Raw genomic sequence first — 24,056 nt, forward strand, 5'->3', positions numbered from 1 at the left:
ATCAAACTCTCCATAAAAGAACAGTATTGACCACCTGGCTGAATCATCCCGACGGGGGTCGGGACACTCACACCATCCAAAACATAAATGGCATCGCAAACTTCATCGACACACTGTTGAGTTCTCAAAAAACAGACACACAAACAGAGACTGTCACCAATCTCCACCAGGTGATTGCTTCGACTTCTACATGAACTTCGTCGCGAAGCGACTTTATCATGTTTTTCGTACTGCTCTTGCCGGACCAGCGGGTATGGCGTACCGTGAAAGTTTCGCCTTGCCTGCTACCAGCTTTTACGGAGCAACCCTCCTAGTCTAGCTATCTGTCCCTAAGCCGTCAAGCTGCTCTTGCGAGCTGCTGTCGGATTCGGTTCGGTTGGCTCCCAGGAGGACCGGGATGAGTATGCACCACTCGGACTGGGTAACGCCAATCGGTTACAGGGTTCGGCGACGCTGGGGCCTCCCGTGCTGCCAGCACACTTGACGACGTGCCAGTTCGCCGACTGCTAGCCGACTGCGGGTTGCTCGTCGATGCGGTCTACTGCATCGAGATCGCCGGCCTCGCCACGCTTGTACGCGCGCCTGCCGATGACGAAAACGTAGCTGAGGAATGCGAGCTCAACCGCGATGCCGATGCTGATGCGCGTCCAGGCCGGGAGCGACGACGGCGTGACGAAGGCCTCGATGGCACCGGTACACAGGAGTGTCAGCACCATGCCGATACCGACCACGGCAGCTGTGCGGCCTTCGTGCTCAAGTGCAGCCAGCCGGGTACGTGGGCCGGGGTCAACGATCGTCCAGCCGAGACGTAGGCCGACGCCGGCCGCGATGAAGACCGAGGTCATCTCCAGGAGGCCGTGCGGGGTGATGAGTGTGAAGAACACATCGCCACGACCGGCGGCCACCATGTAGGCGCCGTCGGTGCCGAGGTTCACGACGTTCTCCCACAGGATGAACAGCACGGGGATTCCAAGCAGCGCTCCCGAGAAGAGCGTCTCCAGGGCCAGCCAGAAGTTGTTCGTCCACACCTGCGCCGCGAAGTCGTGCGCTGGAGCGGAGGTGTAGTAACTCTCGAAGTCGCCGCCCGGCTGGGTGAGTTCGCGCACCTCGGGCGAGGGGATCAGCGTGGCTCGCACGTCCGGGTGCGCGACCAGCCACCAGCCGAGGATCAGCGAGGCGAGCAGCGAGAGCAGCGCCGTCGTACCCCACCACCAGCGGGACCGGTAGATCGCGGCGGGCAGTTTGGTGCTGAAGAAGCTTCTGATGGCCCGCCAGTTCGCCACACGCGGAGCCGTGAGGGCTGAGCGGGAGAGCGCGAGCGTCGCCGAGAGCCGGCCGACCAGCTCGGTATCGGGCAGCGCGCTGCGGACCAGGGACAGATCCGTGGCGGTCGCTTGGTGCAGGGCCAGGAGCTCGTCGACCTCGTCGACCGTCAGGCGGCGGCGCCTGGCCAGGCGGTCGAGGCGGTTCCATTGAGGCGCACGTCGGATCACGAACGCGTCGATGTCCACGGCTTTCCCCGTCCCTGGTCCCCTGCCTGCGGAATGCCTTGTTGGTCTACCGTATCGGTGGGCCTGGTCAGCTGCCAGAGTGCTGCCCTGCGGTGATTGTTCGGCTGGGGCTTCGGCTCGACCATCGTGAACTGAGGGAGCTCATGGCCGACCTGGTGATCGCCGAGGGCGTGGAGCTGGAACTACGGCCCGCGCGGCTGGCGAGCCGATTCGCGGCCGTGCTGCTGGACTATCTGGTGCAGTCCGCGATCTTCGCGGTGTTCCTCTTCGTATCGGTCGCGCTGAACGCCGGGTCCGGCAACGGGGATGCGCAGCGGGCCGTGACCATTGTGATCATCGTGTTGGTCACCATCGGTTACCCGGTGCTGAGCGAGACGATCTCTACCGGTCGTTCGATCGGTAAGGCCGCCGTAGGGCTGCGTGTGGTGCGGGTCGATGGAGGGCCGGAGCGCTTTCGGCACGCGCTTGCGCGGGCATTGGCTGGGCTGTTCGCCGATCTGAACTTTCCGCTGTTCGGCGCGGTGGCGCTCGGGCAGATGAGCGTTTTGTGGATCTGCCTGGTCGGGTTGCCCGGTGCCATCGCCAGCGTTTCCTCTCGGCGGGGGCAACGGATCGGGGACCTGCTCGCGGGCACGCGCGTGGTCCGTGAACGGACCGAGTACGGGCGCGGCTCGCTGCCGATGCCTCCGGCGCCGGTGGTCGCCACGTGGGCTGCGGGCGCCTCGGTCGGGGACGTGCCGACCGGATTGATCGTCGCCGGACGGCAGTTGATCTCGCGGGTCTTCGAGCTTGAGCGGAAGGCCGCGGCTGAGCTGGCGGAAGAGCTGGTGCGGCAGTATTCGGCTTTCGTGTCTCCGGCGCCGCCGCCCGGGCTTCCGGCGTATCAGTACCTCATAGCGGTGACCGGCGAGCGGTTCCGGCGGGAGGCCGGGACTGCGTTGGCGTCGTCATCGACGCCGGTCGGCCCGACTGCTCCAGCGCAGCCGGGCCGACGGCATTGAATCGAGTGGTACGGGGCGTTCCGGCTCAGTACCGGTAGTGGTCTGCCTTGTAGGGGCCGTCGACCGAGACGCCGAGGTAGCTGGCCTGCTTCTCGCTGAGGGTGGTCAGCTTGATGCCCAGCGCGTCCAGGTGCAGGCGGGCGACCTTCTCGTCGAGCTGCTTGGGCAGCGTGTAGACGCCGATCGGGTACTGCTCGGGCTTGGTGAACAGCTCGATCTGGGCGAGCACCTGGTTGGCGAAGGAGTTGGACATCACGAACGAGGGGTGTCCGGTGGCGTTGCCCAGGTTCAGCAGGCGGCCCTCGGACAGCACGATGATCGTGTGGCCGCCCGCACCGTGCCCATCGCCCGCCCCCGACGGGAAGCGCCACTCGTGGACCTGCGGCTTGACCTCGGTCTTGACCACGCCGGGCACCTTGGCCAGGCCGGCCATGTCGATCTCGTTGTCGAAGTGCCCGATGTTGCCGACGATCGCCTGGTGCTTCATCCGCGTCATGTGCTCCGCGGTGATGATGTCCCGGTTGCCGGTGCAGGTGACGAAGATGTCGGCGATCGACACCACGTCGTCGAGGGTCGTGACCTGGTAGCCGTCCATCGCGGCCTGAAGGGCGCAGATCGGGTCGATCTCGGTGACGATCACCCGGGCGCCCTGGCCGCGCAGCGACTCGGCGCAGCCCTTGCCGACGTCGCCGTAGCCGCAGACCACCGCGACCTTGCCGCCGATCAGCACGTCGGTGGCCCGGTTGATGCCGTCGATCAGCGAGTGGCGGCAGCCGTACTTGTTGTCGAACTTGCTCTTGGTCACCGAGTCGTTGACGTTGATCGCCGGGAACTTCAGCGTCCCGGCCTCGAACATCTCGTACAGCCGGTGCACGCCGGTGGTGGTCTCCTCGGTCACGCCCTTGACCGAGTCCGCGACCAGGGTCCACTTCTTGCCGTCGGCGGCGAGCGAGGCCTTGAGCGCGGCGAGGATGACCAGCCACTCCTCCGGGTCGTCGGCCGCGGGCTCGGGCACGGCGCCGGCCGCCTCGAACTCGGCGCCCTTGTGCACGAAGAGCGTCGCGTCGCCGCCGTCGTCCAGGATCATGTTGGGCAGCTCGCCGTCCGGCCAGGTCAGCGCCTGCACGGTGCACCACCAGTACTCTTCGAGCGTCTCACCCTTCCAGGCGAACACCGGCACGCCCTTCGGCGAGTCGGAGGTGCCCTCGGGGCCGACGGCGACGGCCGCGGCGGCGTGGTCCTGCGTGGAGAAGATGTTGCAGGACGCCCAGCGCACCTGCGCGCCGAGTGAGACGAGGGTCTCGATGAGCACCGCGGTCTGCACCGTCATGTGCAGCGAGCCGGTGATCCGCGCGCCGCGCAGCGGTTGGGTCCCGGCGTACTCGCGTCGCACCGCCATCAGGCCGGGCATCTCGTGTTCAGCCAGCTGGATCTCCTTGCGGCCGAAGTCGGCCAGTGAGAGATCCGCGACCTTGAAGTCGGTGTGCGCCATGCCTCTCCTTCCAGAGTTCTCAACGAGAGTCTAGAAGGGGCGGGCCCCGTTCACTGGCCGCCCCACATATTGCGCAACTGCGCCTCGGCATCGATGTAAGAGACGTGCGATTCGTCGAGAACGGCGGCGATGCGCAGCAGCACGCCGTGCAGGTCCTCGGCGGCGAGATCCCACACGTGTTGCTGGTACTGGTAGTTCACGGCCGCGGCGCCGGCCCACTCGGCGACGAGCGGGCGCAGCATGGCACGCAGATCCGTGAGCAGCATGTCGACGTTCGCGGCAACACCGCGAACGGCAGCCGCGGCGCCTTCGATGTCATCGAAGGTGACCGTGATCTCCCCGCTGGCTGCCACGTCATTACCCCTGTTACGCCGTGCCCGGCCTTCTCCTGTCGGGCTATACCGTATCGCGCGACAACGACATCTGACACGCTGCTTGGCACACTACTGCGCGGTGCGCAGCCGGTATTCGTCGATGGTGCGCCCTTGGTCGGGACCGCTGCCGACCAGCAGCGCGAGGTACGCGGCGGCGAAGTCGGCGACGGCGATGAGGTGAGCGGCGCGGGCCAGCGGGTCAGGCTGCTCGGCGGTCAAGACGGTCAGCGGGATGCCGCGGTCGCGCACGAGATTCTCGACCACGCTCAGGCGGGGGTCCACGCCGTCCTCCGCCAGCAGGACGACCGCGGCGGTCCTGTCCACTCCGTCCTCGAAGGGGTCGCGGAAGATGTCGCCGCTTCCGGCGGCGAGCGGGCCGTCGAGCAGGCCGAACTGCCCGCGGCCGAGGTCGGGCAGCGCGGCGTGGGTGACCGGTAACCCGGCGCGCAGGGCGGCCTGGTCGGCCATACGTTCCGCCGCGACCGCGGCGACCTGGCCGGAGGCCCATACGGCGGGGGCCGACTCGGCGAAGCGCAGAGCGATCTCCTTCGCCGGGTTGACGAAGGGCTCCTGGCTCGGGCGGCAGCGGATGGCAGCCTCGTCCGCGGCGGAGGCTGCCGCGTCGTACCGCTGCGGAGGGATGACACCCGCCGTCTCGGCCGCGATGAACGTCGGGACCGCGATAGACCAGAGGCGGGACCAGACGGGGGCGACATCGTCGGCCATGGCGATAAGCGTGCCGCGGATCTGCTTACACAGGTCGCCGATCGGTGAGATCGTCGGCGCGACGGCGATTATGCGGCAGCCTCGGCGTCCCGCTTCCGCGAGCGCGGCGGAGATCTCCGGAGCCCGGCCCGCAGTCGAGGCGACGACGACCAGGTCGAGCGGCCCGACCCAGCCGGGCAGCGCCGGGCCGGGAACCGAGACGATCGGGACCGTGGCCGCGGCTCCGGCGACTGCGGTGAGCAGGCGTGCGACGGTCGCACCGGTTCCGTAGCCGATCACGATGAGCGCGCGGGGGCGGCCCTCTCCGGCCAGCGCACGCAGCGCCTCGTCGGCCATCGGGTCGAACTCACGCAGGGCCGCGGCGCGGCGGATCCGGGCACCGGTCGCGGCGATCAGCCGAAGGGTGCCGCCGTGGTCCGCGCGCTCGGCGGCCTCGGCGTCGTCAAGCAGTTCCTCGTGCAGTTCCATGGTCTCTCCGGCCAGGCTGAGGCGTGTTCGGTCAGTTGGCCTTACGCGCCTCGTCGATCAGCAGCACTGGGATGTGATCACGGACCGGGTAGGCGAGTCCACACGCCGGGTCGGTGCAGACGAGCTCGGAGGCCTCGACGTCCTCACGCAACGGTGCGTGGCACTTCGGGCAGGCGAGGATCTCCAGCAGGGAGGGCTCGACCAGGTTCGACATGCTTCCTCTTCTGGTCAGTCAGGCGCGGACGATAGCGAGGACGGCGTCGCGGATCGCGGCGACCTCCTCAGGGGTGCGTGCTTCCACGTTAAGGCGAAGGAGCGGCTCCGTGTTCGAAGGACGCAGGTTGAACCACCAGCCGTCGCCGGCGATGGTCATGCCGTCGAGGTCGTCGATGCCGATGCCGGGCTTGCCCTCGTACGCGGCGCGGACCGCGGCGGCGCGGCCGGCCTGGTCCGCGACCTCGCTGTTGATCTCGCCGGAGGCGGCGTACCTGGTGTACTGCGCGACCAGCTCGGAGAGCGGGCCGGGCTGCTCGCCGAGCGCCGCGAGGACGTGCATCGCGGCGAGCATGCCGGTGTCGGCCTTCCAGAAGTCCGCGAAGTAGTAGTGCGCGGAGTGCTCACCGCCGAACACCGCGCCGGTCTCAGCCATCATTTGCTTGATGAAGGAGTGGCCGACGCGCGTACGCACGGGGACGCCGCCGTGCTCGCGGACGATCTCAGGCACGGATTGAGACGTGATCAGGTTGTGGATGATCGACGCACCTGGATGCTTGGCGAGCTCGCGGACGGCGACCAGGGCGGTGACCGAGGACGGCGGGACGGGCTCGCCGCGCTCGTCGACCACGAAGCAGCGGTCCGCGTCGCCGTCGAAGGCCAGGCCGAGGTCCGCGCCGACCTCGACGACCTTCTTCTGTAGGTCGACGATGTTCTTCGGGTCCAGCGGGTTGGCCTCGTGGTTCGGGAAGGAGCCGTCGAGCTCGAAGTACATCGGGACCACGTCGAGCGGCAGGCCGTCGAAGACCACCGGGACGGTGTGGCCGCCCATGCCGTTGCCGGCGTCCACGACGACCTTGAGGCGGCGGTTGCCGGTGATGTCGACGAGGGTGCGCAGGTGGTCGGCGTATGCGGTGAGCAGGTCCTGCTGGGTGACCGTGCCCTGCGTCGCGGCCGGTGCGATGGTGCCGGGTTCGGCGAGTTCGCGGGCGGCCAGCTCGCGGATCTCGGACAGGCCGGTGTCCTGGCCGACCGGGGCCGCTGCGGCGCGGCACATCTTGATGCCGTTGTACTTGGCCGGGTTGTGACTCGCCGTGAACATCGCGCCGGGCAGGTCGAGGTGGCCGGAGGCGAAGTAGAGCTGATCGGTGGAGGCCAGGCCGATCTGCACCACGTCCGCGCCCTGACTCGCCGCACCGCGAGAGAAGGCGGCGGACAGCGCGGGGGACGAGGGCCGCATGTCCCAGCCGACGGTGATCGCCGTGGCGCCGGTGATCCGGACGAACGCGGCGCCGACCGCCTCGGCGATCCGCTCGTCGAGCTGGTCCGGCACTACGCCTCGAACGTCGTACGCCTTGACCAGGTGTGTCAGGTCACCTGCGGTCGGGTGCGGGGTGGTCACGGTTGTTGGCTCCGTTCCATCCGGGTGCGCTCAGGTCGCAACTACCGATAGCGCCGGTGGCGCGTCATCGAGGCGAGCCTACCGGCTCGGGACTGGGCACAAATCAGCGGCGGGCGCCCGAGTGAGAGGCCTGCCTCAGCCAGCGCTTCAGGCGCTGCCTCAGTCGCCGGTCTCGGTGACGGCGCGCAGGTGGCCGCGCCGGGGCGGGTTGTCTCCGCGCGGGACGGCGGTGGGGCGGCTCGGCTCGGGCTCGGCTGGGGTGATCGGGGCGCGGGCCGCCTCGCGGACGGCCAGCGCGAGGGCCTCAAGGTCGTCACTGGAGGGCGTGCGCCGACCGGTCTCCGGCGGAGAGAGCCGCACGACCTGCCAGCCGCGCGGTGCGGTCAGCCGTTCGGAGTGTTCCGAACACAGGTCGTAACAGTGCGGCTCGGGGTATGTGGCCAAAGGTCCGAGGACCGCGGTGGAGTCCGCATAGACGTACGTCAACGTCGCCACGGCTTGGCGACCACAGGCGGTGCGCGAACAGCGACGGACAGGGCTCACATGCGCGAGTGTATTGCTGGTGTGGTCGGGGCTGCCAGACGCCACGCAATCTCACTCCAAGCTCGAAGAGCCCGCAATCTTGCTCTCCGAGTTCGGCCGGGCCGCGGCGCAGGGTCGGCCGACGTGCGGCGGCGGACGAGCCTACAGCCGCGGACAAAGTCCCGACCGAGCTCGAAGAGCCGTCGAACACCGTCCCTGCGGCGCCCGAAGCACGACATCTGCCGCGGGAGGCCACGGCCGGGATACGCTCGATTCCGTGCAAAGTTCTGCTGAACCGCGTTCCGGCCGGCCGCCGGGTCCCGGCCGGCGCCGGGGCAGGGACCGGCGCGGTCGCGGGCTGCGCGGGCCGTTGGCGCCGCCGGAGATCCCGCTCAGCCTGACCAGGGCCGAGCAGTTCGACGAGCTGGTGCTCGACGCGGTCGAACGGCTTGAGCGCAGGTGGCCGCAGCTGTCCGGGGTGGAGTTCGCGGTCGAGGAGGTGCCGCCGCCGGGCGCCGAGCTGTGGTCGGATGAGCCGGTGCCGCTCGGCCGGGTGGTGCAGGCGGGGCGCGGCGAGCCGGCCCGTATCGTGCTCTACCGCCGGCCGCTGGAAGTGCGCGCGCCGGTACGCGCCGAACTGGGCATGCTGGTGCACGACATCGTCGTGGAGCAGGTCGCGGACCTGCTGGGCCTCGACCCGGAGATCATCGACCCGGAGTAGCCGCCGGACCGGCGCACTGAGGTGCGAACCGGCGGACGGCGGGCGTGTGAAGAGCCGAAAAATGAGGGTGCGCGGATTGGTGGCCGGCGGTGTTGTTCATGCGGCTGGCGCCGCGTGGGCTTGCGGGTCGAGGGCCGAGCGGGGCGAGGTGGAGGAGGGAGTCGCAGCGCCACGCGGCGCCAGCCGTATCAACGACACCGCGCGGTGACCGACGACGCGGCGGCCGATGACAACATGGCCAGGCGACGGCCATCGGCACGCGAGCACAGCCCCCAACCTGCGCACCCTTAAAGGTGCGGCGGGCCGCGTTGGTCAGCGGGGCACGACGCCGGACAGGTCGTCGCGTACCGGCGGGATCTGCACGGTCTCCAGAGCGGTCGACATCGGTTGGATGGTGATCAGGTTGCCGTCGGTCATCACTCGGGCGGCGTAGATCGAGTCCGCGCCGCCGAGCGGCGTCACGGAGATGACGAAGGACGCGGTCCGCCGCGGTGCCGGGACGGTCACCGCCTTCGTGGTCAGCGCCGGGACGGTCACCGTCTGCGGTGCGGCCGTGCCGGTGCCCTCGACGGTGACCTGGACCTGCGCGTCGTGGGCGGCGTTGTTGGTCAGCTCGACCACCGAGCCGTCGTTGTTGTCGGCGACGAGCGACTCGCCGGTCAGGGCCTGGACCGGGCTGAGGTAGGCGATGTCGTCGCCGCCGACGCCGGTGACCTTGATCTCGGCGAGGAACGGCGTGCCGTTGGAGCTGTCGATCTGAAGCGCCCCTGCCTCACCGGCGGCGGGCACGTTGGAGATGTCCCACTGGAGGACCTTGTTCGCCGACAGGTGCGGGATGGTGACGGTCGGGGTGATCTTCGAGCCGCCGATCCAGTGCAGCGTCACGTCGGTGTCGGCACCCGGCGAAAACAGGATGAGCTGAAGCTTCATCGGCGAGCCCGACCTGCTGCTGAGCGCGGGGACGCCGGGGAGCACCTGGTGCGCGGCGGGCCGCTGGGCGAGGATGAAGTCGCGGCCGGACAGGCCGTCGGACTCAAGCAGAGCAGCGCCGACCCGTCCGGCGGTGGTCACCACGTGCACGGCGACCGCGTCGCCGGTGGTGCTGAAGCCGCTCAGGTCGATCGGGTCGCGCTGGTCGTTCGGGGGTACCACCAGGCCTTGGCCGAGCTGTGCCGCCGAGCCGCTGACCAGTCCGTTCGGGGTGTACGCGACGAGGTTCGCCTGCGCGGAGAGCTGGTCGCCGTTGTAGAGGTTGATCTTGGCTGTGGTGTTCTTCGGGCCAGGTTCGGCGCCGAGGTACCAGAAGTCGGTGTCGGGGGCCGTGCAGGGGGTGGACGCGAGTCCGTGCATGCCTGAGGTCGAACCGCTCGACAGGGTCTCGGTGACGGTGAATCCGGGGGCGTACCCGCCACTTGCCTGACCGACAACCGGGATCGAGTCCTGATTGAGGCTGGACACGGCTCCGGACAAGCCGCTATTGACGGACAGGTTGCCGGTCTGCTTCACCGTGGCGAGGGGGGTCTTTTGGCCCTGCACGGTGAGCGTGGCCGTATCGCCGGGCGCCGGGGTACTGGCGCCAGCGACGCCCGAGGGCGTGAACGCGTTGACTGTCACGTCGCTAAGGCCCGTGACCTCAGGGCACAGAAGCGTGGCGGTACGCACGGCGGTGGACTTGGGCGCAGCCGTGACCTGTGGCGATGCGGCTGCGGGTGCCACACCGTACCCGTACGCGAGCCCGACGCCGATGGCTGCGACTACGCCTAAGGCGACTTGAAGGCGCCGTTTGGAACCGCCACTGGCGCGTACGGCCATGCGTTCGAGCGACGCGCGATTGAGAGCCGCCTTGCTGAGGGTGTCACGCGCGCCAGAAGCGCGGGGTGGGGAGGGACGGGGTGCGGAGGGACGGGGTGCGGAGGGACGGGGCTCCCGGCTCCTGGGGTCGTCGGACATGCTCACCGGGTCCATCCGTCCTGCTCGCTGGGGCCGTAGCCGTCAGGGTCGTACTCGTGCGTGTACTGATGCTGAGCCTGCTCGTTGGTCTGGCGGGGCTCGGGCACGCTGTACTGATCGCCGTACTGGCCGTATGCGTCGGGCTCGTACGTTGCTTGGGGATAGCCGCTCTGCTCGTACTGGCCCGGCTCTTGGTACTGGCCCGGCTCTTGGTACTGCGCCGGGTCTTGATACTGCGGCGTGTCGTACTGGCCGTACTGAGCCTGGTCGTAGGACGCAGGCTGTTGATAGGACGGCTGATACGCACCGGCTTCGTATGAACCCTGCTGCTGGTATGCGTAGGGGTCGTCGGCATACGGATCGGTGTTGGTCATCGGGTACTGCTCGTACGAGGGCTCGGGGGCTGTGTACTCGCCTGAGCGATAACCAGCGGCCTGATAATCGGACTGCTGGTACTGGCCGCTGGTGTCGTACGCGCCGGACTGGTACGGATCGAGTTCGGGCTGGTAGGAGCCGTAGCCTGCGGCGCCGTGCTGATCAGTACTGTGTTGATCAGTACCGTGTTGATCAGTGCCGTACTGGCCAGAACCGTACTGGTCAGCGCTGTATTGGTCGGTACCGTATTGGTCAGTGTCGTACTGCTCAGCCTGGTACTGACCCTGGCTTGCCTCGTACTGGCCCGATTCGTAGTGCCCGGCCTCATACGACTCGGGCTCGAACTCCTGACCGACGATATCCGGGACGGGCACCGGGATCTGCTCCGGTTCCGGCTCGGGCATGGTCGCGGCGACCGGGTACGGCTCGGGCTCGAACTCGCGCTCTGGCTCCGGAACGAGCGCGCGCGCCGATCGATTGACCGCGTCGAGCTCGGCGGCTTCCTCGCCCTCGACCTCCTCATCCGGCCGACGGCCGAACGGCAGCGCCATGATGGTCGCCGCAGCCGCCGTGAAGAGGCCGATGATCTCCCAGATCACGTGCTTCGGCGAGCTGTACCCGACCGCCACGGTCCCGCCCGAGGCGGGCAGTTGCCAGGCCTCAAGCCCGTTGGACTGGGTGACTGTGCCGAGCTTCTGGCCGTTCACCGTCGCGGACCAGCCGGACAGCGCTTCCTCGGCGAGGATAAGCACGCGGCCCGGCGACCCCGAGGGCACTGTGACCGTGGCAGTGGCGTCCTGTGCACACACCTGGGCACTGTCTTGGGGCACGGCGGATGCGGTACCGCACTGATACACGACCGGAAGGACGTTGCCCTTCGCGTCCTCGACGGTGAGTCGGCCAACGCTTCCGTTGACCGACCAGAGTGCGTACTGCGTCCCACCGCCGCCCTGGGTCGCCGAACGCTCGGTGAGTCCGGCGACGCCATTGAGCGCTTGGGTGATCGATGCCGGAGCGTTGGGGCTGACCATGACGTAGCCGACATCGAGTACAGCGAGTTGCTGCGCCGCGTCGCCGCCGTTCCCGGAGAGCAGCTGCCCGATGACCGAGTCCACCTGATTGTTCTGCGTCTGGGATACCCGCATGTCCGCGACACCGAGCGTCGGGCCGGCGTCGCGCACGATGCCGTAGCCGATCGCACCGGACTGCGTGCTGGTCAGGATCAGGGTGCGTGGACGCGCCGCGGTCTGGCCCTCGGCGGCGACGTACGGCGGCAGGATCTGGCCGGAGACCCGGGCGACCGGTCCGCTGGCGCCCCGCGCGAGCCACCAGGCACCCGCGGCCGCCGGGGCGAGCACTGCTGCACCGGTGATCAGGACGGTGAGCGGCTGACGCCAGCCGAACGAGGCGCTGGCGATGCGCTCGCGCGCGCCCTCCGCGCCGACCACGGTCGCGATGATCAGGCCGAGGCCGAGCATCGCGGTGGACATGCCGGGCCAGGCGACGACGTTCTGGTCCGATCCGGGCGGCGTGACCTTCAGTCCGGCGATCACCACTGCGGAGCCGAAGCCGACCAGGGCCAGTGCCCAGGCGGAGACCACGACCCGGCGGCGGGTGCCGCGCAGCAGCGCTGCGAGTGCGGCGAGCAGCAGGCCGACGCCGAACCACGCCGGGTAGGTGCCGGGCCCGCCGGGGTTGCCGAGCAGCAGGCCGACCGGGGTGGGCGCGGGATGCTCCAGGTTCACCCCGGGCAGGCCGGCCTCCAGGAAGAACGAGGTCGGGTGGCGCAGCAGCGAGAGCGACCACGGGGCGAGGACGGCCAGCGGCATGGCGAGCACGATGCCCATGCGGATCGCGGTGATCGCGACGTTGGAGCGGGTACGCCAGGCGACGGTCAGCGTGGCGAGCGCGCCGAAGGCCAGCGCGAGCACCCAGACCACCGGGGCGAAGGCGGTGGCGATGGTCAGCAGGAACGCGCTGGTCCAAGCGGAGCGAGTGGACCCGACGCGGCCGGGGCCGCCGATCGCCTGGCTGGCGGTGGTGACGATCAGCGGCAGCAGCGCGACGGCGACCGCGGTGCCCAGACGTCCGCCGGCGATCGCGCCGGTGGCGACGGCGAGCAGCGCGTACGCGTATCCGGCCCAGATTCGCAGCGGGGCCGAGGTGGTGATCCGCCGGAAGGCGTAGGAGGCGCTGAGCCCGGCGAACGGCACGGAGCCGATCAGCAGCACCGAGACCGCCCAGCTGGCCTTGCCGAACAGCAGGGTCGCGACGATCGCCAGCAGGCCCAGGTAAGGCGGGGCGTACGAGGTCGTGCCGAGGCCCACGCCGTGCCAGCCAGCCAGGTACGCGGACCACAGGTCGGCCGCGCCGCCGGGGGTCGGCAGCAGCGCGCCGCCGACCAGGCTGCCGCCGACCAGGAGGGACCGCGCGGCGATCAGGGCTATCAGCGTCAGGCCGCCGCCGACCGCGATGATCGGGTTGCGCATCAGCCGCTTGAGCAGCGCGGCGGAGTCGGTGTCCAGCACCTCGGCCTCTTCGGAGACCGGGCCGGTCTCGACCGAGCGGTGCCGGGAGGCCTCGTCGCTTTCGCGGTGCTCGCCGCGCAGCTGGCTCCAGAACGTCTCGAAGGCGTTGCGGGCCAGCGCGCCGCGCGGCGGGAAGAACTGGTCGAGTTCCCCGCTGCCGAGGGCGCGCAGCTTGCGCCGCGAGGCGCGTCCGCGCAGGACCCGGTCGGGCCGGGCGGCGAAGCCGAGCATGGCGAAGAACTCGTCGGAGCCGGTGCCGGGCTGCTTGCCGACGACGAAGCCGAGGGCGCGGAAGAACGAGCCGACGACCAGCCGCAGCCACAGCGCCGGCCAGAAACGGCTGTCCTTGTTGACCGCGACGGTGTAGAGCGCGTGGCTGCGGTCGAGCAGGTGCGCGCGGTTGGGCCCGGCGTTGATCCGGCGGCGCTCGCGGGCGGCGGCCTCGGCGTGGTGTATGACCGCGTCGGGGGCGATCACGACCTTGTACCCGGCGTTGTTGACCCGCCAGCAGAAGTCGAGGTCGTCGCGGAACAGCGAGATGCCGCGCTCGAAGCCGCGCAGCCGGTCCCACACGTCGCGGCGCACCAGCATGCCGGCCGAACTGACCGAGAGCACCGGCCGGGCCTCGTCGTGCTGGCCCTGGTCGTGCTCGTTGCGCTCCAGGCCGGTCCAGCGCCGGCCGTTGACGGCGACGGTCGCGCCCACTTCGAGCAGCTGCCGCCGGTCGTACCAGCCGCGGATCTTCGGGCCGAGGACCGCGGCGTCCGGCTCGTCCTCAGCGGTCAGCAGCAGCTGGCCGAGGGCGTCGGGAGCGGGCTCGGAGTCGTCGTGCAGCAGCCAGATCCATTCGACCGGCTGGTGCGGGCTGTCGAATCCGAACTCGTCGTAGCTGACCGGCGGCGAGGACTTCAGGCCGAAGGCGATGGCGGCGCCGTAGCCGGTCGAGCGCTTGCGGTGCAGCACGGCGTCGGGGCCGAGGGCGTCTTCGAGCAGCTCGACCGAGTTGTCCCGGGAGCCGGTGTCGACGGCGATGATCCGCTGTACCGGACGGCGCTGGTTCGTCAGCGACTCAAGCACGGGCCGTAGCCAGCGCGCTCCGTCGTGGCTGACCAGAACCGCGGTCACGATGTGGTGGCGCAGCGCTTCGTGGGGGTTGGCGCCCGCCGCGCGCAGGTCGGCGCTGGGCGCCTGCGAGCGCGCGGGTGGTGCGTACTGTGTCATGCGAAACGACGACCCGGATCTCGACGGCAGGAAGGTGCGGCGCCGTACCGGGTCCGCCCTTGCTCGGATCGCGTTGAACGGTCTGCGGCGGCGCGCATGGGCGGCGGCACGGTCGCCCCACCCTACGCGACGCGGATGGGAAGTGGAGAAGTTGCCGGGAAGTTGTCCGCCTTCGTCCGCTTTTGCCCGGATGGCTTTCCCCGCGCCGCCTCGGCGCGGATCAGCGCGGCGTGCGGATCAGCGAATCAGGGTTCAGGCGGTGCGCCGCTTGAGCTTGCGCCGCTCGCGCTCGGACAGGCCGCCCCAGATGCCGAAACGCTCGTCGTGGGCCAGTGCGTACTCGAGGCACTCCGCCTTGACCTCGCAGACCAGGCAGACCCGCTTGGCCTCGCGAGTCGAGCCGCCCTTCTCCGGGAAGAAGGACTCGGGGTCGGTCTGCGCGCACAGCGCCCGCTCCTGCCAGGTCAGCTCCTCGTCGAAGCCACCGTCCAGCGGGAAGACCTCGGTCATCGGTACGTCTCCCGTCTCGTGTTCGGCGCGGCGTCGACCCGATGGTGCTGCGCATGCTGACCGGCGCCGCACTCGGCCGGTCAAGAACCACTTCAGATCACTGACTTCTCGTCAGGAACCGGGCGACATGCTTGAAATTACACGCGCGTCATTCCCGGCCCGTCAAGCCGCGATCTGTTAGTGGTGGGTTGATTCACTCGGAGAGAGCAGTGCTCGACGACCGGCTCGATCAGCACGATGACGCTCGTGACGTGCGATCCGGTCGGCGCTTGATAAAGCTTCGGATCCGCACCCGCCGCGACCGGACACTGCCCTTTCGGGCAACCGATATCACACGGGTGGGTGAAGCGTATGACACATTGACGGTTCTCGCGCGGGTTTGCCGACACAGAGTTGGTCTGCATGTAGGTATTTCGCCGACAAGACGATTTCAAGCGGATTCCTCGACGGCCAAGCTCGAAGTGCCCCGATGGATTGCCAGCGTCGATACGTTCTGTCACTGCGCCGGTAACGCGTTCCGTCGACGACGTTTCAGGCGCGGCGCCCTGGAGTGCGGGTCCGGATAGTCTCGTCGGCATGAGGATCACAGCTTTGGCCGGCGGGGTGGGCGGCGCGAGGTTCCTGCGGGGAGTGCTCGCCGCAGCGCCCGAGGCGGACGTCGCCGTCGTCGGGAACGTGGGCGACGACATCACGCTGCACGGGCTGCGGGTGTGCCCCGATCTCGACACGGTGATGTACACCCTGGGCGGCGGGATCCACGAGGGCCAGGGTTGGGGCCGGGCTGGAGAGACCTTCTCGGTGGCCGCCGAGTTGGCCGAGTACGGGGTCGGCCCGGATTGGTTCACGCTCGGTGATCGGGATATCGCCACGCATCTGGTGCGTACTCAGATGCTCGACGCTGGGTATCCGCTCTCTGCGGTAACCGAAGCGTTGTGCGCACGTTGGAAGCCTGGGGTACGGCTGATACCGGCGACTGACGACCGTGCCGAGACGCACGTGGTCCTCGTCGACGAGGAAGGTAATCGTCGGGCCGTGCACTTCCAGGAGTACTGGGTGCGTATGCACGCGCCGAAGGCAGAGGCGATCACGTTTGTGGGCGCGGAAAAGGCACAGCCCGCACCGGGAGTGATGGACGCGATCGCTGGGGCGGACGTCGTGCTCTTCCCGCCGTCCAACCCGGTGGTCTCGATCGGTGCGATCCTGGCGGTGCCAGGTATCCGGGAGGCGCTGGCCGCCACGAGTGCTCCGGTCGTGGGGCTTTCTCCGATCATCGGCTCGGCGCCGGTACGCGGCATGGCGGACAAGGTGCTGGCGGCGGTCGGCGTGGAGACGAGTGCCGCAGCGGTCGCCGAATACTACGGCGCCGATCTGCTGGACGGCTGGCTGATCGACGAGAAGGACGCGGCGCAGCGGGACCGTGTGGAGGCCGCAGGTATCAGATGCCGCGCGGTGCCGCTGCTGATGCGCGATCTGGACGCCACGGCGACGATGGCGCGTGCAGCACTCGAACTCGCGACGGAGTTGGGCCGACCCGATGACTGAGATGGCAGGGCAGAGCGGTCACCAGCAGGAACTGACGGGCCGCCACGTACCGGGACGCTACGCGGTGTTCGGCCTCGGCGGCTTGCCGGAGGTCGAGCCGGGTGCGGATCTGGCCGCGCTCATCGCAGCGGCGGCACAGGGCGAGAACGCCATCGCGGACGGCGACGTGCTCGTCATCACGTCGAAGATCGTTTCGAAGGCGGAGGGGCGCATCGTTGCCGCGACCGATCGAGACGCGGCAATCGACGCGGAGACCGTGCGCATCGTCGCGCGACGCGGGCCGTTACGCATTGTGCAGAACCGGCAGGGTCTGGTGATGGCGGCGGCCGGTGTGGATGCGTCGAACACGCCGCGCGGGACTGTGCTTCTGCTGCCCGAGGATCCGGATCGTTCGGCACGTGTGATCGCCGATGGTGTGCGTGATCGCCTTGGCGTGTCAGTGGGCGTCATCATCTCGGACACGTTCGGCCGCGTGTGGCGCGCCGGGCTGGTGGATCAGGCGATCGGTGCGGCGTACATCACTCCGGTGGACGATCTGCGGGGGCGTCAGGACAGTCACGGCAATCCGCTCGCGGTGACCATCACCGCACTCGCCGACGAACTCGCGTCTGCCGGAGAGTTGGTGAAGGGCAAGCTCGGTGGCGTGCCGGTCGCGGTCGTACGCGGTCTCCGGTACCTCGTCAGCGCCGAGCCGGGGCCGGGTGCGCGGGTACTTCTGCGTCCGGCTGACGAGGATCTGTTTTCACTCGGTACGGCCGAGGCGCGCGCTTCGGCAGTGGAGCATCGCCGCACCATCAGGGCGTTCACGGACGTCGACGTCACGCCTGAGGCGATCCGTCGCGCGGTAGCGGCCGCGATCACCGCACCTGCACCGCATCACACGACACCCTGGCGCTTCGTCGAGGTGAGGTCTGAGGGCATGCGTAAGGCGTTGCTCGACGCGATGCTGAACGCATGGATTCAAGACCTGCGCGGAGACGGCTTCACCGAGCAGTCGATCGCGCGACGCGTCCGGCGTGGTGATGTGCTGCGCGGTGCGCCGGTGCTCATGGTGCCCTGCCTGGTGATGGACGGCTCGCACACGTATCCGGACCTGCGCCGCGCGACGGCCGAGCGGGAGATGTTCGTAGTAGCGGCCGGGGCCGGCGTTGAAAATCTGCTGATCGCATTGGCCGCGGAAGGACTGGGCTCGGCGTGGGTCTCGTCGACGATGTTCTGTCGCGACGTGGTGCGCTCGGTGCTGGACCTGCCGGAGTCGTGGGATCCGATGGGGGCGGTCGGAGTGGGCCATCCCGCCGAGCCGCCCAGGGACCGGCCGCCCCGTTCACCGGACGACTTTCTGATTACCCGATGAACGTCAGCCGTGGATGAACATCACGATGTGATTGGCGAGGCGACGGTTCATCAGTGCCAGCGGTGTTCCGGCACTGGCGCACGTGGCGTGCGGCGGGGTTGGCCGGGCGCTGTGAGGAGGATGAGCCGTGCGGCGCGGTGGCGGTGCGGGCGGAAGGGTTCGAGCAGTTCGAGCATGCGCGCGTCATCGGCGTCACGTTCGCCGGTCAGGGCGTAGCCGACGTGCTTGGAAAGGTGCAGATCGCCTACTGACAGAGCGTCAGCGTGGCCGTGAGAGCGCTGCGTCGTCTCGGCGGCGGTCCAGATACCGATGCCGGGGATTGTGCACAGGCGCTGCACCGTCTCCTCACCGCTGAGGTCACCCGTACGTTCAAGTGCTGAGGCAAGCCTCACGGCACGGATGATCGTCGTCGCGCGCTTACCGTCCACGCCGTGCCTATGCCATTCCCACGACGGGATCGTCGCCCAGACGCGCGGCGGCGGAGGGACGCGCAGTTCTCTCGGCGCGGGGCCTGGTGCCGGCTCGCCGTGGCGCTCGACGATGCGGCGCCACGCACGGAACGCTTCCGCGGTGGTGACCCTTTGCTCAAGGATCGCGGGTATCAGCGACTGCACGACGAGGCCGGTGCGGACGAGGCGTAGGCGAGGGTGGCGTCTATGCGCCTCGGCCAGCAGCGGGTGCCCGGCGACCAGGGCCGGGAAGTCGCCGAGTTCGTCGTCCGCGCCGACCATAGCCGCGCCGCGCTTCGCCAGCCAGGCGGCTCCCGGGCCCCATGCGGCGATCTCGACGCGGGGGCCGTTCCGGTGGACGCGGACCGTGCCGGGGCCTTCCGGCGTCAGGCAGGCTCGCCAGATCGCGCCGTCGAGCGCCAGGCGATAGGTCGGATCGCCCGGTCCGCGGCGCAGCACGCCGAGCGACAACAGGAGATCGACGTCGCAGACGATGGACTCGGTGGCGTCCGGCGGCGGCGTGCGCGCGGGCGGAACGGCCCGAGCCGGTGCCTGCGCCGACGCCCGCGCTGGCGCCGGTGTCGTGCGGGCAGCAGCCGTTACCGCAGCGGCCCGGTGCGCGACCGGGCGCGTCTGTTTCTGCTTCGGGATCGGGAGATCTGTCGGAGGGTCAGAACCCGGGTCAGGACTCATCGGCGGAGAAGCGTACCGCTCCGTCGCCGATCGCCGCGTCGCACCAGACCCGCGCGCCGCAGCGCAACTCGTTGCGGGCGCCCACGCTCGCGCCGTCGCCGATGACGACCGTGTCGAGCACGGTGCCCGCGCCGATCCGCGCGCCGCGTCCCACGATCGAGTCACGCACCACGGCGCCGGCCTCGATGCGCGCGCCCTCGCCGATGACCGAGCCGATGATCTCCGCGCCCGAGGCGATCAGCGCGTTCGCGCCGATCGTGCTGCCACCGCCGACCTTCACGTCCACGTCGAGATCGGCGCCCGGCAGCACCAGCGCGTCGGCCAGGTCGGGCCGGGCGGTGACCGGGACGGCGGGGGATTCGACGGCACCGAGCACCAGGTCGGCCGAGCCGTGCACGAACGCCTCCGGCGTGCCCAGGTCGCGCCAGTACGACTGCTCGACGACGCTGAGCACCCTGGCACCCGCGGCGAGCAGGCCGGGGAAAGTCTCGCGCTCGACCGAGACGCGGCGACCGGTCGGGATGCCGTCGATGACGGACCGGCGGAAGATGTAGCAGCCCGCGTTGATCTGGTCGGTGACGATGTCCTCGGCGCGCTGCGGCTTCTCGCGGAAGGCGGTGACCCAGCCGTCGGCGTCGGTGGGCACCAGCCCGAACGCGCTGAGCTTCTCGCGCGGCACCCGCGTCAGATGCAGCGTCACGTCGGCGCCGCGTGCCCGGTGCGCGTCCACGAGGCCGACGAGGTCGACCCCGGAGAGGATGTCGCCGTTGAAGATCAGTACCGGCTCGTCCGGACCGCTGCGCAGCCGGTCGGCCACGTTGCGGATCGCGCCGCCGGTGTCGAGCGGCTCGGTCTCGGTGACGTAGTCGAGTTCGAGGCCGAACGCGGCCCCGTCGCCGAAGTACTCCTCGAACACCTCGGCCCGGTAGGCGGTGGCGAACACGATCCGGTCGACCCCGGCCGCTTTGGCCCGGGCGAGCTGGTGGCTCAGGAACGGCACCCCGGCGACTTCGAGCATCGGCTTGGGGGTGTTGACGGTCAGCGGCCGAAGCCGGGTCCCCTTCCCTCCCACCAGGAGGATCGCTTCAGCCACGGTCTCGTACTCCCATCGCTCGGTCTTGCGGCGAACGGCGTCGGCGCGCTTGACGAGCCGGAATCCGCCACCTGTGGACGCGACGTGATGTTACCGCCCGCCTTGGCGCAGACGCCGCCCGCCATGGCGCGGTTGCCCCAGAGTCGTGCCCAGTACTTTGTGCCCGGAGTCTCGTGCCCAGAGTCGTGCACTGTGATCGGTCTGCATGGTTCTGGCCGCGCGGCCGGTCACGGGTCCAGCGTCGGATGGGTATCAGGACCACCGCGCGGCCGCCGAAGTGCGTAGTCTCGCTCTGTGACTGATCCCCAATCCAGCCGCGTTTCAACCGATCGTGGGCCCGTTCGCCACGGTTTCACGGACCTGGCCGCGGTCTGGCGGGCCCGCGCCGCGGCCGACGCCGGGCGGCCGTTCCTGACGTTCCTCGACGACGGGACCGGTGAGCGCGTCGAACTGTCCTACACGACGTTCGGCAACTGGCTGGCCAAGACCGCGAATCTGGTGCAGGACGACCTGATGGCCGGGCCGGGCGACCGGATCTCGGTCTGCGCGCCGCCGCACTGGCTCACCGCGGTCTGGATGGTCGCGCCGCTGCTGGCGGGCTCGGTGGTCGAGCCGTGGGGCGAGGCGAAGTCGGCGCACACGGTGATCGCCGGACCGGATGCCGAGGTGCTGGGCGCGGCGCGCGACTGCCCGGGTGAGCGGCTGGCGCTCTCGTTGCTGCCGCTCGGCCGCCCGTTCGACGTGGTTCCGGACGGCTTCCGCGACTACTCGGCGGAGGTGCGTGGATTCGGGGACCGCTTCACGCCGTTCACACCGTCGGCACCGGGCATGGAAGCACTGGTGGTCGACGCCACGACGCTCACGCATGGCGAGTTGATCGAGCGGGCCGCGTTCGCCGCGTCGGCGGTGAAGGAGGAGCCGGACGGCCCATCCGTCGGGCTCGGCTCCGCCGATCGCCTGCTCGTGGACGCGCGCGGGGACCGGTTCACCGGTTCTGACGTCATCAGCTGGCTGTTCGCGCCGCTGATCGTCGGTGCCGGTGTGGTGATCGTGCGCGCCGCCGCTGCGGACCGGCTCGATCGGATCGCCGAAACGGAGCGGGTCACGCACAGACTGACGGTCGGTTAGCAGACCGGCCTTCCGACGTCACCCGCACGGCCGATATGAAAGGCGTGCGCGCCGTAGCAGCCTTCGGCTGAAGGCCTCGTGGGGCCGCGGATTTTCACACCGAATCTTCATCAATCTCGCGCAACCAAGCACGTGTCCGGCTGGTCTCTCATAGCGGGCGGGCCGATGGGCCGGTGTCGTGAGGAATGGGTGGATGACGACGGTCGGACGTGGTCGGTCACGCGCGCTGCGCATTTCGGTCGCGGTGGTCGCGATCTTCGCCGTGGCCATCTCGGGAATGCTGGGGTACGTCTATCTCCACCTGAACTCGAACATCAAGACGTTCAGCGAGGTCGGGCTCTCGCCGAGCCGGCCGCCGTCCGCCACGGCCGCACCGGGTTCCACCACCGGGCCGCCGATCAATCTACTGCTCATCGGATCGGACTCGCGGTCCGGGGAAAACCTCGGTCTCGGCGGCGGGGCCGCGGTGGACGGGGCGCGCTCGGACACCACGATCCTGATACACATATCCGGCGATCGTAAGCACGCCATCGGGGTCTCCATCCCGCGCGACTCGCTGGTGGACATCCCGGCCTGCTACGCGAACGGCGCCTGGATGCCCGCGCAGACCCACGTCATGTTCAACTCGGCCTTCGCCGAGGGCAACCTGCCGGGCGGAAACCCGACCTGCACGCAGAACACCGTCGAGTCGATGACCGGGATCCGGATCGACCACACGATCGTGGCGGACTTCGTCGGTTTCGCCAACATGAGCACCTTGATCGGCGGGGTGACCGTGTGCGTGCCGACGGTGGACAACACCTATCTGGAGCACGCCTACGGCGTCACGCTGACTCCCGGCATGCAGAACCTGACCGGGCAGGCGGCGGTGGAGTACGTGCGGGCCCGCGAGGGCTTCGGGGACAACAGCGACATCGGGCGGATGAAGCGGCAGCAGGCGTTCCTGTCCGCGTTGATGAAGAAGATGCTGGACGCGGGCACGCTGAGCAATCCGATCACGATCTACCAACTGGCCGACGCGGCGACGAGCTCGCTGACCGTGGACAGCTACCTCGACTCGGTCGGCGCGCTCGTCTCGCTGGCGACGCAGCTGAAGTCGGTGTCGCTTTCGAACATCGAATTCGTCACCACTCCGTGGCAGTACGACGGGGCGCGTGTCGATCTGATCCAGCCGGACACGGACATCCTGTGGTCGCTGCTGCGCGAAGACAGGACGTTGGAGGGTCAGGACGTGTCGGGCGCGTCACCGTCCTCGGATGCGAGCCAGAATCCGAGCGCGTCGCCGACTTCGTCGCCATCGGCCAAGGCGAACGTGGCGGGCGCGCCGTCGGCGGCCGCCGAGCGGCTCACCGTGGAACGACTCGGGGCCGGACTCGGGTTGAGTTCGAGCCTTGGCCCGACCGCCGGTCCGAGCGCGTCGGCAGGCGCGTCCGCGTCCAGTGCTCCGACCCCCATCCCGAGCGGGATCACGAACAACATCCGGCGCGCGGACTCGAATGCCTGCTCCGATCTGTCATACGGCAACTGAGCGAATGGTCGTCGGCTGAAGCGCCGATCTTCAACCGTTCGGACTCGTACTTCGTCAGCGGCGGGTGGATTCGAACAGCGAGCGCGGCGACGTGAGAAAGCCCCAGCCCCAGGACCAGTGCATCGTCGCCAGCACCAGCGGCAGCCGCAGCCGCACCGGCAGCGGCCGGCTGCGTGACTCGCCGAGCGAACCGAGGGTCAGCATCACCCCGTAGCCGATCGGGACGGCGAAGCCGATCGCCAGCAGGGCGACACCGAACAGGAGCGCTGCGATACCGGTCAACGTGCCCAGAGCGCAGAGGATCAGCATGATCGGCGGGGCGAGGTAACGCAGGCTCACCGTGCCCTCATGCGTGCGCATGACAACGCGCCGCCAACGGCCGTACTGCCGGTACTGGTTCGCCAGCGCCCGGAAGTTCGGGCGCGGACGGTATGTGACACGCAGTTCGGGCGAGAAGTAGACCAGCCCACCGGCCTTACGCAGCCGATGGTTCAGCTCCCAGTCCTGCGCGCGCACGAACGCTTCGTTGTAGCCGCCGAGCTTCTGGAGGTCCTCGCGCCGGAACGCGCCGAGATACACCGTGTCGGCGGGGCCGGCGGCGCCACCGGTGTGAAACTTCGCATTGCCCACGCCCAGCTTCGAGGTCATCGCCACGGCGACGGCCCGCTCGAAGGGCGTTTCGCCCTCGGCGTGCATTATGCCGCCGACGTTCTGCGCACCGGTCTCTTCCAGAAGGCGTACTGCCGTTGCGAGGTAACCCGGGGTGAGCAGCCCGTGCCCGTCGACGCGTACCACGATCTCGTTGCGCGAGGCGCCGATCGCCGCGTTGAGTGCGTTAGGCGTGCGCCCGGAGGGGTTGGGCACCGTGCGTACGCGCGGGTCGGCGGCGGCGAGCTCCGCGGCGATCTGGTCGGTGCGGTCCTTCGACGGCCCGAGGGCGATGACGAGTTCGAGTTCACCCGGATAGTCCTGGGCCAGGATGTGCCGCACCGCTGCGGCAAGGTGCCGTTCCTCGTCGAGCACCGGCATGATCACCGAAACCGACGGCCACGGCCGGTCCACGCGCGCGGGGTTCGTAGGCACCGGGTTCGTAGGCACCGGATCAGCAGACACAGGGACGGGCCCCGGCTCTTTCGTCACGTTGGCGTTCATCGGGTTCGAACTCTAACCGAAAGCGCCTCGACCGAGTCCTGTCGCCGGTCACGGCTCAGGCTCAGGGTGCTTCGCGCGAGGCGAGGATCGCGGCCCGGCGGGC

The 24,056-nt window shown here is 69.3% G+C and carries 20 protein-coding genes; 7 read left to right on the top strand and 13 right to left on the bottom strand.

All coding sequences use genetic code 11. The features are described from left to right. Positions 1-194, top strand: a 194-nt coding sequence (locus VGS97_RS26810) for a hypothetical protein (protein ID WP_326856445.1), incomplete at its 5' end; no start/stop codon positions are given. A gap of 312 nt (positions 195-506) precedes the next feature. On the opposite strand, the gene VGS97_RS26815 is transcribed toward VGS97_RS26810, so the two are convergent. Next, positions 507-1,511: a stage II sporulation protein M gene (locus VGS97_RS26815; protein ID WP_326856446.1), complete on the bottom strand. Its 1,005-nt coding sequence runs from the start codon at positions 1,509-1,511 to the stop codon at positions 507-509. A 143-nt stretch (positions 1,512-1,654) separates the two neighbouring features. On the opposite strand from VGS97_RS26815, the gene VGS97_RS26820 reads away from it, so the two are divergent. Next, on the top strand, positions 1,655-2,512 hold the full coding sequence (locus VGS97_RS26820) for an RDD family protein (RefSeq protein WP_326856447.1): 858 nt from the start codon (positions 1,655-1,657) through the stop codon (positions 2,510-2,512). A 25-nt stretch (positions 2,513-2,537) separates the two neighbouring features. On the opposite strand, the gene ahcY is transcribed toward VGS97_RS26820, so the two are convergent. From ahcY to VGS97_RS26850, 6 genes are all read right to left on the bottom strand, one after another. Then, a complete protein-coding gene (gene ahcY, locus VGS97_RS26825) occupies positions 2,538-4,004 on the bottom strand; it encodes an adenosylhomocysteinase (protein ID WP_326856448.1) in 1,467 nt (488 codons plus the stop codon). Between the two features lie 50 nt (positions 4,005-4,054). Further along, a complete protein-coding gene (locus tag VGS97_RS26830) occupies positions 4,055-4,357 on the bottom strand; it encodes a WXG100 family type VII secretion target (RefSeq protein WP_326856449.1) in 303 nt (100 codons plus the stop codon). 90 nt (positions 4,358-4,447) lie between these two features. Beyond that, entirely contained in the window at positions 4,448-5,572 is a 1,125-nt protein-coding gene (locus VGS97_RS26835; RefSeq protein ID WP_326856450.1) for an SIS domain-containing protein, read from the bottom strand. Positions 5,573-5,603: 31 nt separating this feature from the next. Beyond that, a complete protein-coding gene (locus tag VGS97_RS26840; protein ID WP_326856451.1) occupies positions 5,604-5,786 on the bottom strand; it encodes a Trm112 family protein in 183 nt (60 codons plus the stop codon). 18 nt (positions 5,787-5,804) lie between these two features. Then, entirely contained in the window at positions 5,805-7,187 is a 1,383-nt protein-coding gene (locus VGS97_RS26845; protein ID WP_326856452.1) for a phosphomannomutase/phosphoglucomutase, read from the bottom strand. Between the two features lie 159 nt (positions 7,188-7,346). Then, entirely contained in the window at positions 7,347-7,730 is a 384-nt protein-coding gene (locus tag VGS97_RS26850; protein ID WP_349262276.1) for a DUF3499 domain-containing protein, read from the bottom strand. 256 nt (positions 7,731-7,986) lie between these two features. Here VGS97_RS26850 and VGS97_RS26855 point away from each other — a divergent pair, with 256 nt between their 5' ends. After that, positions 7,987-8,430, top strand: a complete 444-nt coding sequence (locus VGS97_RS26855; protein ID WP_326856454.1) for a metallopeptidase family protein — start codon at positions 7,987-7,989, stop codon at positions 8,428-8,430. Between the two features lie 312 nt (positions 8,431-8,742). On the opposite strand, the gene VGS97_RS26860 is transcribed toward VGS97_RS26855, so the two are convergent. From VGS97_RS26860 to VGS97_RS26870, 3 genes are all read right to left on the bottom strand, one after another. After that, positions 8,743-10,044, bottom strand: coding sequence for a DUF5719 family protein (locus VGS97_RS26860; RefSeq protein WP_326856455.1), 1,302 nt, complete (start codon positions 10,042-10,044; stop codon positions 8,743-8,745). Between the two features lie 338 nt (positions 10,045-10,382). After that, a complete protein-coding gene (locus VGS97_RS26865; RefSeq protein ID WP_326856456.1) occupies positions 10,383-14,504 on the bottom strand; it encodes a glycosyltransferase in 4,122 nt (1,373 codons plus the stop codon). A 252-nt stretch (positions 14,505-14,756) separates the two neighbouring features. Further along, positions 14,757-15,014 carry a WhiB family transcriptional regulator gene (locus VGS97_RS26870; RefSeq protein WP_326856457.1) on the bottom strand — a complete coding sequence of 86 codons (258 nt, stop codon included), beginning with the start codon at positions 15,012-15,014 and terminating at the stop codon, positions 14,757-14,759. 576 nt (positions 15,015-15,590) lie between these two features. On the opposite strand from VGS97_RS26870, the gene cofD reads away from it, so the two are divergent. Continuing rightward, positions 15,591-16,556 carry a 2-phospho-L-lactate transferase gene (cofD, locus tag VGS97_RS26875; protein ID WP_326856458.1) on the top strand — a complete coding sequence of 322 codons (966 nt, stop codon included), beginning with the start codon at positions 15,591-15,593 and terminating at the stop codon, positions 16,554-16,556. Position 16,557: 1 nt separating this feature from the next. Further along, complete coding sequence (locus tag VGS97_RS26880) at positions 16,558-17,910, top strand: coenzyme F420-0:L-glutamate ligase (RefSeq protein WP_326856459.1); 1,353 nt, start codon at positions 16,558-16,560, stop codon at positions 17,908-17,910. Positions 17,911-17,960: 50 nt separating this feature from the next. Here the strand turns inward: VGS97_RS26880 and VGS97_RS26885 are convergent, their stop codons facing one another. Together VGS97_RS26885 and VGS97_RS26890 are read right to left on the bottom strand one after the other, a co-directional pair. Continuing rightward, positions 17,961-19,052 carry a DNA-3-methyladenine glycosylase 2 family protein gene (locus VGS97_RS26885; RefSeq protein WP_326856460.1) on the bottom strand — a complete coding sequence of 364 codons (1,092 nt, stop codon included), beginning with the start codon at positions 19,050-19,052 and terminating at the stop codon, positions 17,961-17,963. Next, complete coding sequence (locus VGS97_RS26890) at positions 19,042-20,145, bottom strand: NDP-sugar synthase (RefSeq protein WP_326856461.1); 1,104 nt, start codon at positions 20,143-20,145, stop codon at positions 19,042-19,044. The genes VGS97_RS26885 and VGS97_RS26890 overlap by 11 nt, the downstream gene beginning before the upstream one ends. Positions 20,146-20,439: 294 nt before the next feature. Here VGS97_RS26890 and VGS97_RS26895 point away from each other — a divergent pair, with 294 nt between their 5' ends. Together VGS97_RS26895 and VGS97_RS26900 are read left to right on the top strand one after the other, a co-directional pair. Then, positions 20,440-21,273 (top strand): TIGR03089 family protein, encoded by an 834-nt coding sequence (locus tag VGS97_RS26895; RefSeq protein WP_326856462.1) that lies wholly within the window; start codon positions 20,440-20,442, stop codon positions 21,271-21,273. Positions 21,274-21,466: 193 nt separating this feature from the next. Continuing rightward, positions 21,467-22,801 (top strand): LCP family protein, encoded by a 1,335-nt coding sequence (locus VGS97_RS26900; protein WP_326856463.1) that lies wholly within the window; start codon positions 21,467-21,469, stop codon positions 22,799-22,801. Between the two features lie 54 nt (positions 22,802-22,855). On the opposite strand, the gene VGS97_RS26905 is transcribed toward VGS97_RS26900, so the two are convergent. Further along, complete coding sequence (locus tag VGS97_RS26905; protein WP_414641845.1) at positions 22,856-23,830, bottom strand: glycosyltransferase family 2 protein; 975 nt, start codon at positions 23,828-23,830, stop codon at positions 22,856-22,858. Between the last annotated feature and the right edge of the window lie 226 nt (positions 23,831-24,056).

The sequence above is a fragment of the Actinocrinis sp. genome, assembly GCF_035946395.1.
Taxonomy (GTDB): domain Bacteria; phylum Actinomycetota; class Actinomycetes; order Streptomycetales; family Catenulisporaceae; genus Actinocrinis.

Bases quoted from the DNA above. Each gene is read 5' to 3' on its own strand.
- ahcY (WP_326856448.1), bottom strand. From the start codon at position 4,004: ATGGCGCACACCGACTTCAAGGTCGCGGATCTCTCACTGGCCGACTTC.
- VGS97_RS26840 (WP_326856451.1), bottom strand. From the start codon at position 5,786: ATGTCGAACCTGGTCGAGCCCTCCCTGCTGGAGATCCTCGCCTGCCCG.
- VGS97_RS26900 (WP_326856463.1), top strand. From the start codon at position 21,467: ATGACGACGGTCGGACGTGGTCGGTCACGCGCGCTGCGCATTTCGGTC.
- VGS97_RS26835 (WP_326856450.1), bottom strand. From the start codon at position 5,572: ATGGAACTGCACGAGGAACTGCTTGACGACGCCGAGGCCGCCGAGCGC.
- VGS97_RS26820 (WP_326856447.1), top strand. From the start codon at position 1,655: ATGGCCGACCTGGTGATCGCCGAGGGCGTGGAGCTGGAACTACGGCCC.
- VGS97_RS26870 (WP_326856457.1), bottom strand. From the start codon at position 15,014: ATGACCGAGGTCTTCCCGCTGGACGGTGGCTTCGACGAGGAGCTGACC.
- VGS97_RS26905 (WP_414641845.1), bottom strand. From the start codon at position 23,830: ATGCCGGTGCTCGACGAGGAACGGCACCTTGCCGCAGCGGTGCGGCAC.
- VGS97_RS26865 (WP_326856456.1), bottom strand. From the start codon at position 14,504: ATGACACAGTACGCACCACCCGCGCGCTCGCAGGCGCCCAGCGCCGAC.
- VGS97_RS26880 (WP_326856459.1), top strand. From the start codon at position 16,558: ATGGCAGGGCAGAGCGGTCACCAGCAGGAACTGACGGGCCGCCACGTA.
- cofD (WP_326856458.1), top strand. From the start codon at position 15,591: ATGAGGATCACAGCTTTGGCCGGCGGGGTGGGCGGCGCGAGGTTCCTG.
- VGS97_RS26885 (WP_326856460.1), bottom strand. From the start codon at position 19,052: ATGAGTCCTGACCCGGGTTCTGACCCTCCGACAGATCTCCCGATCCCG.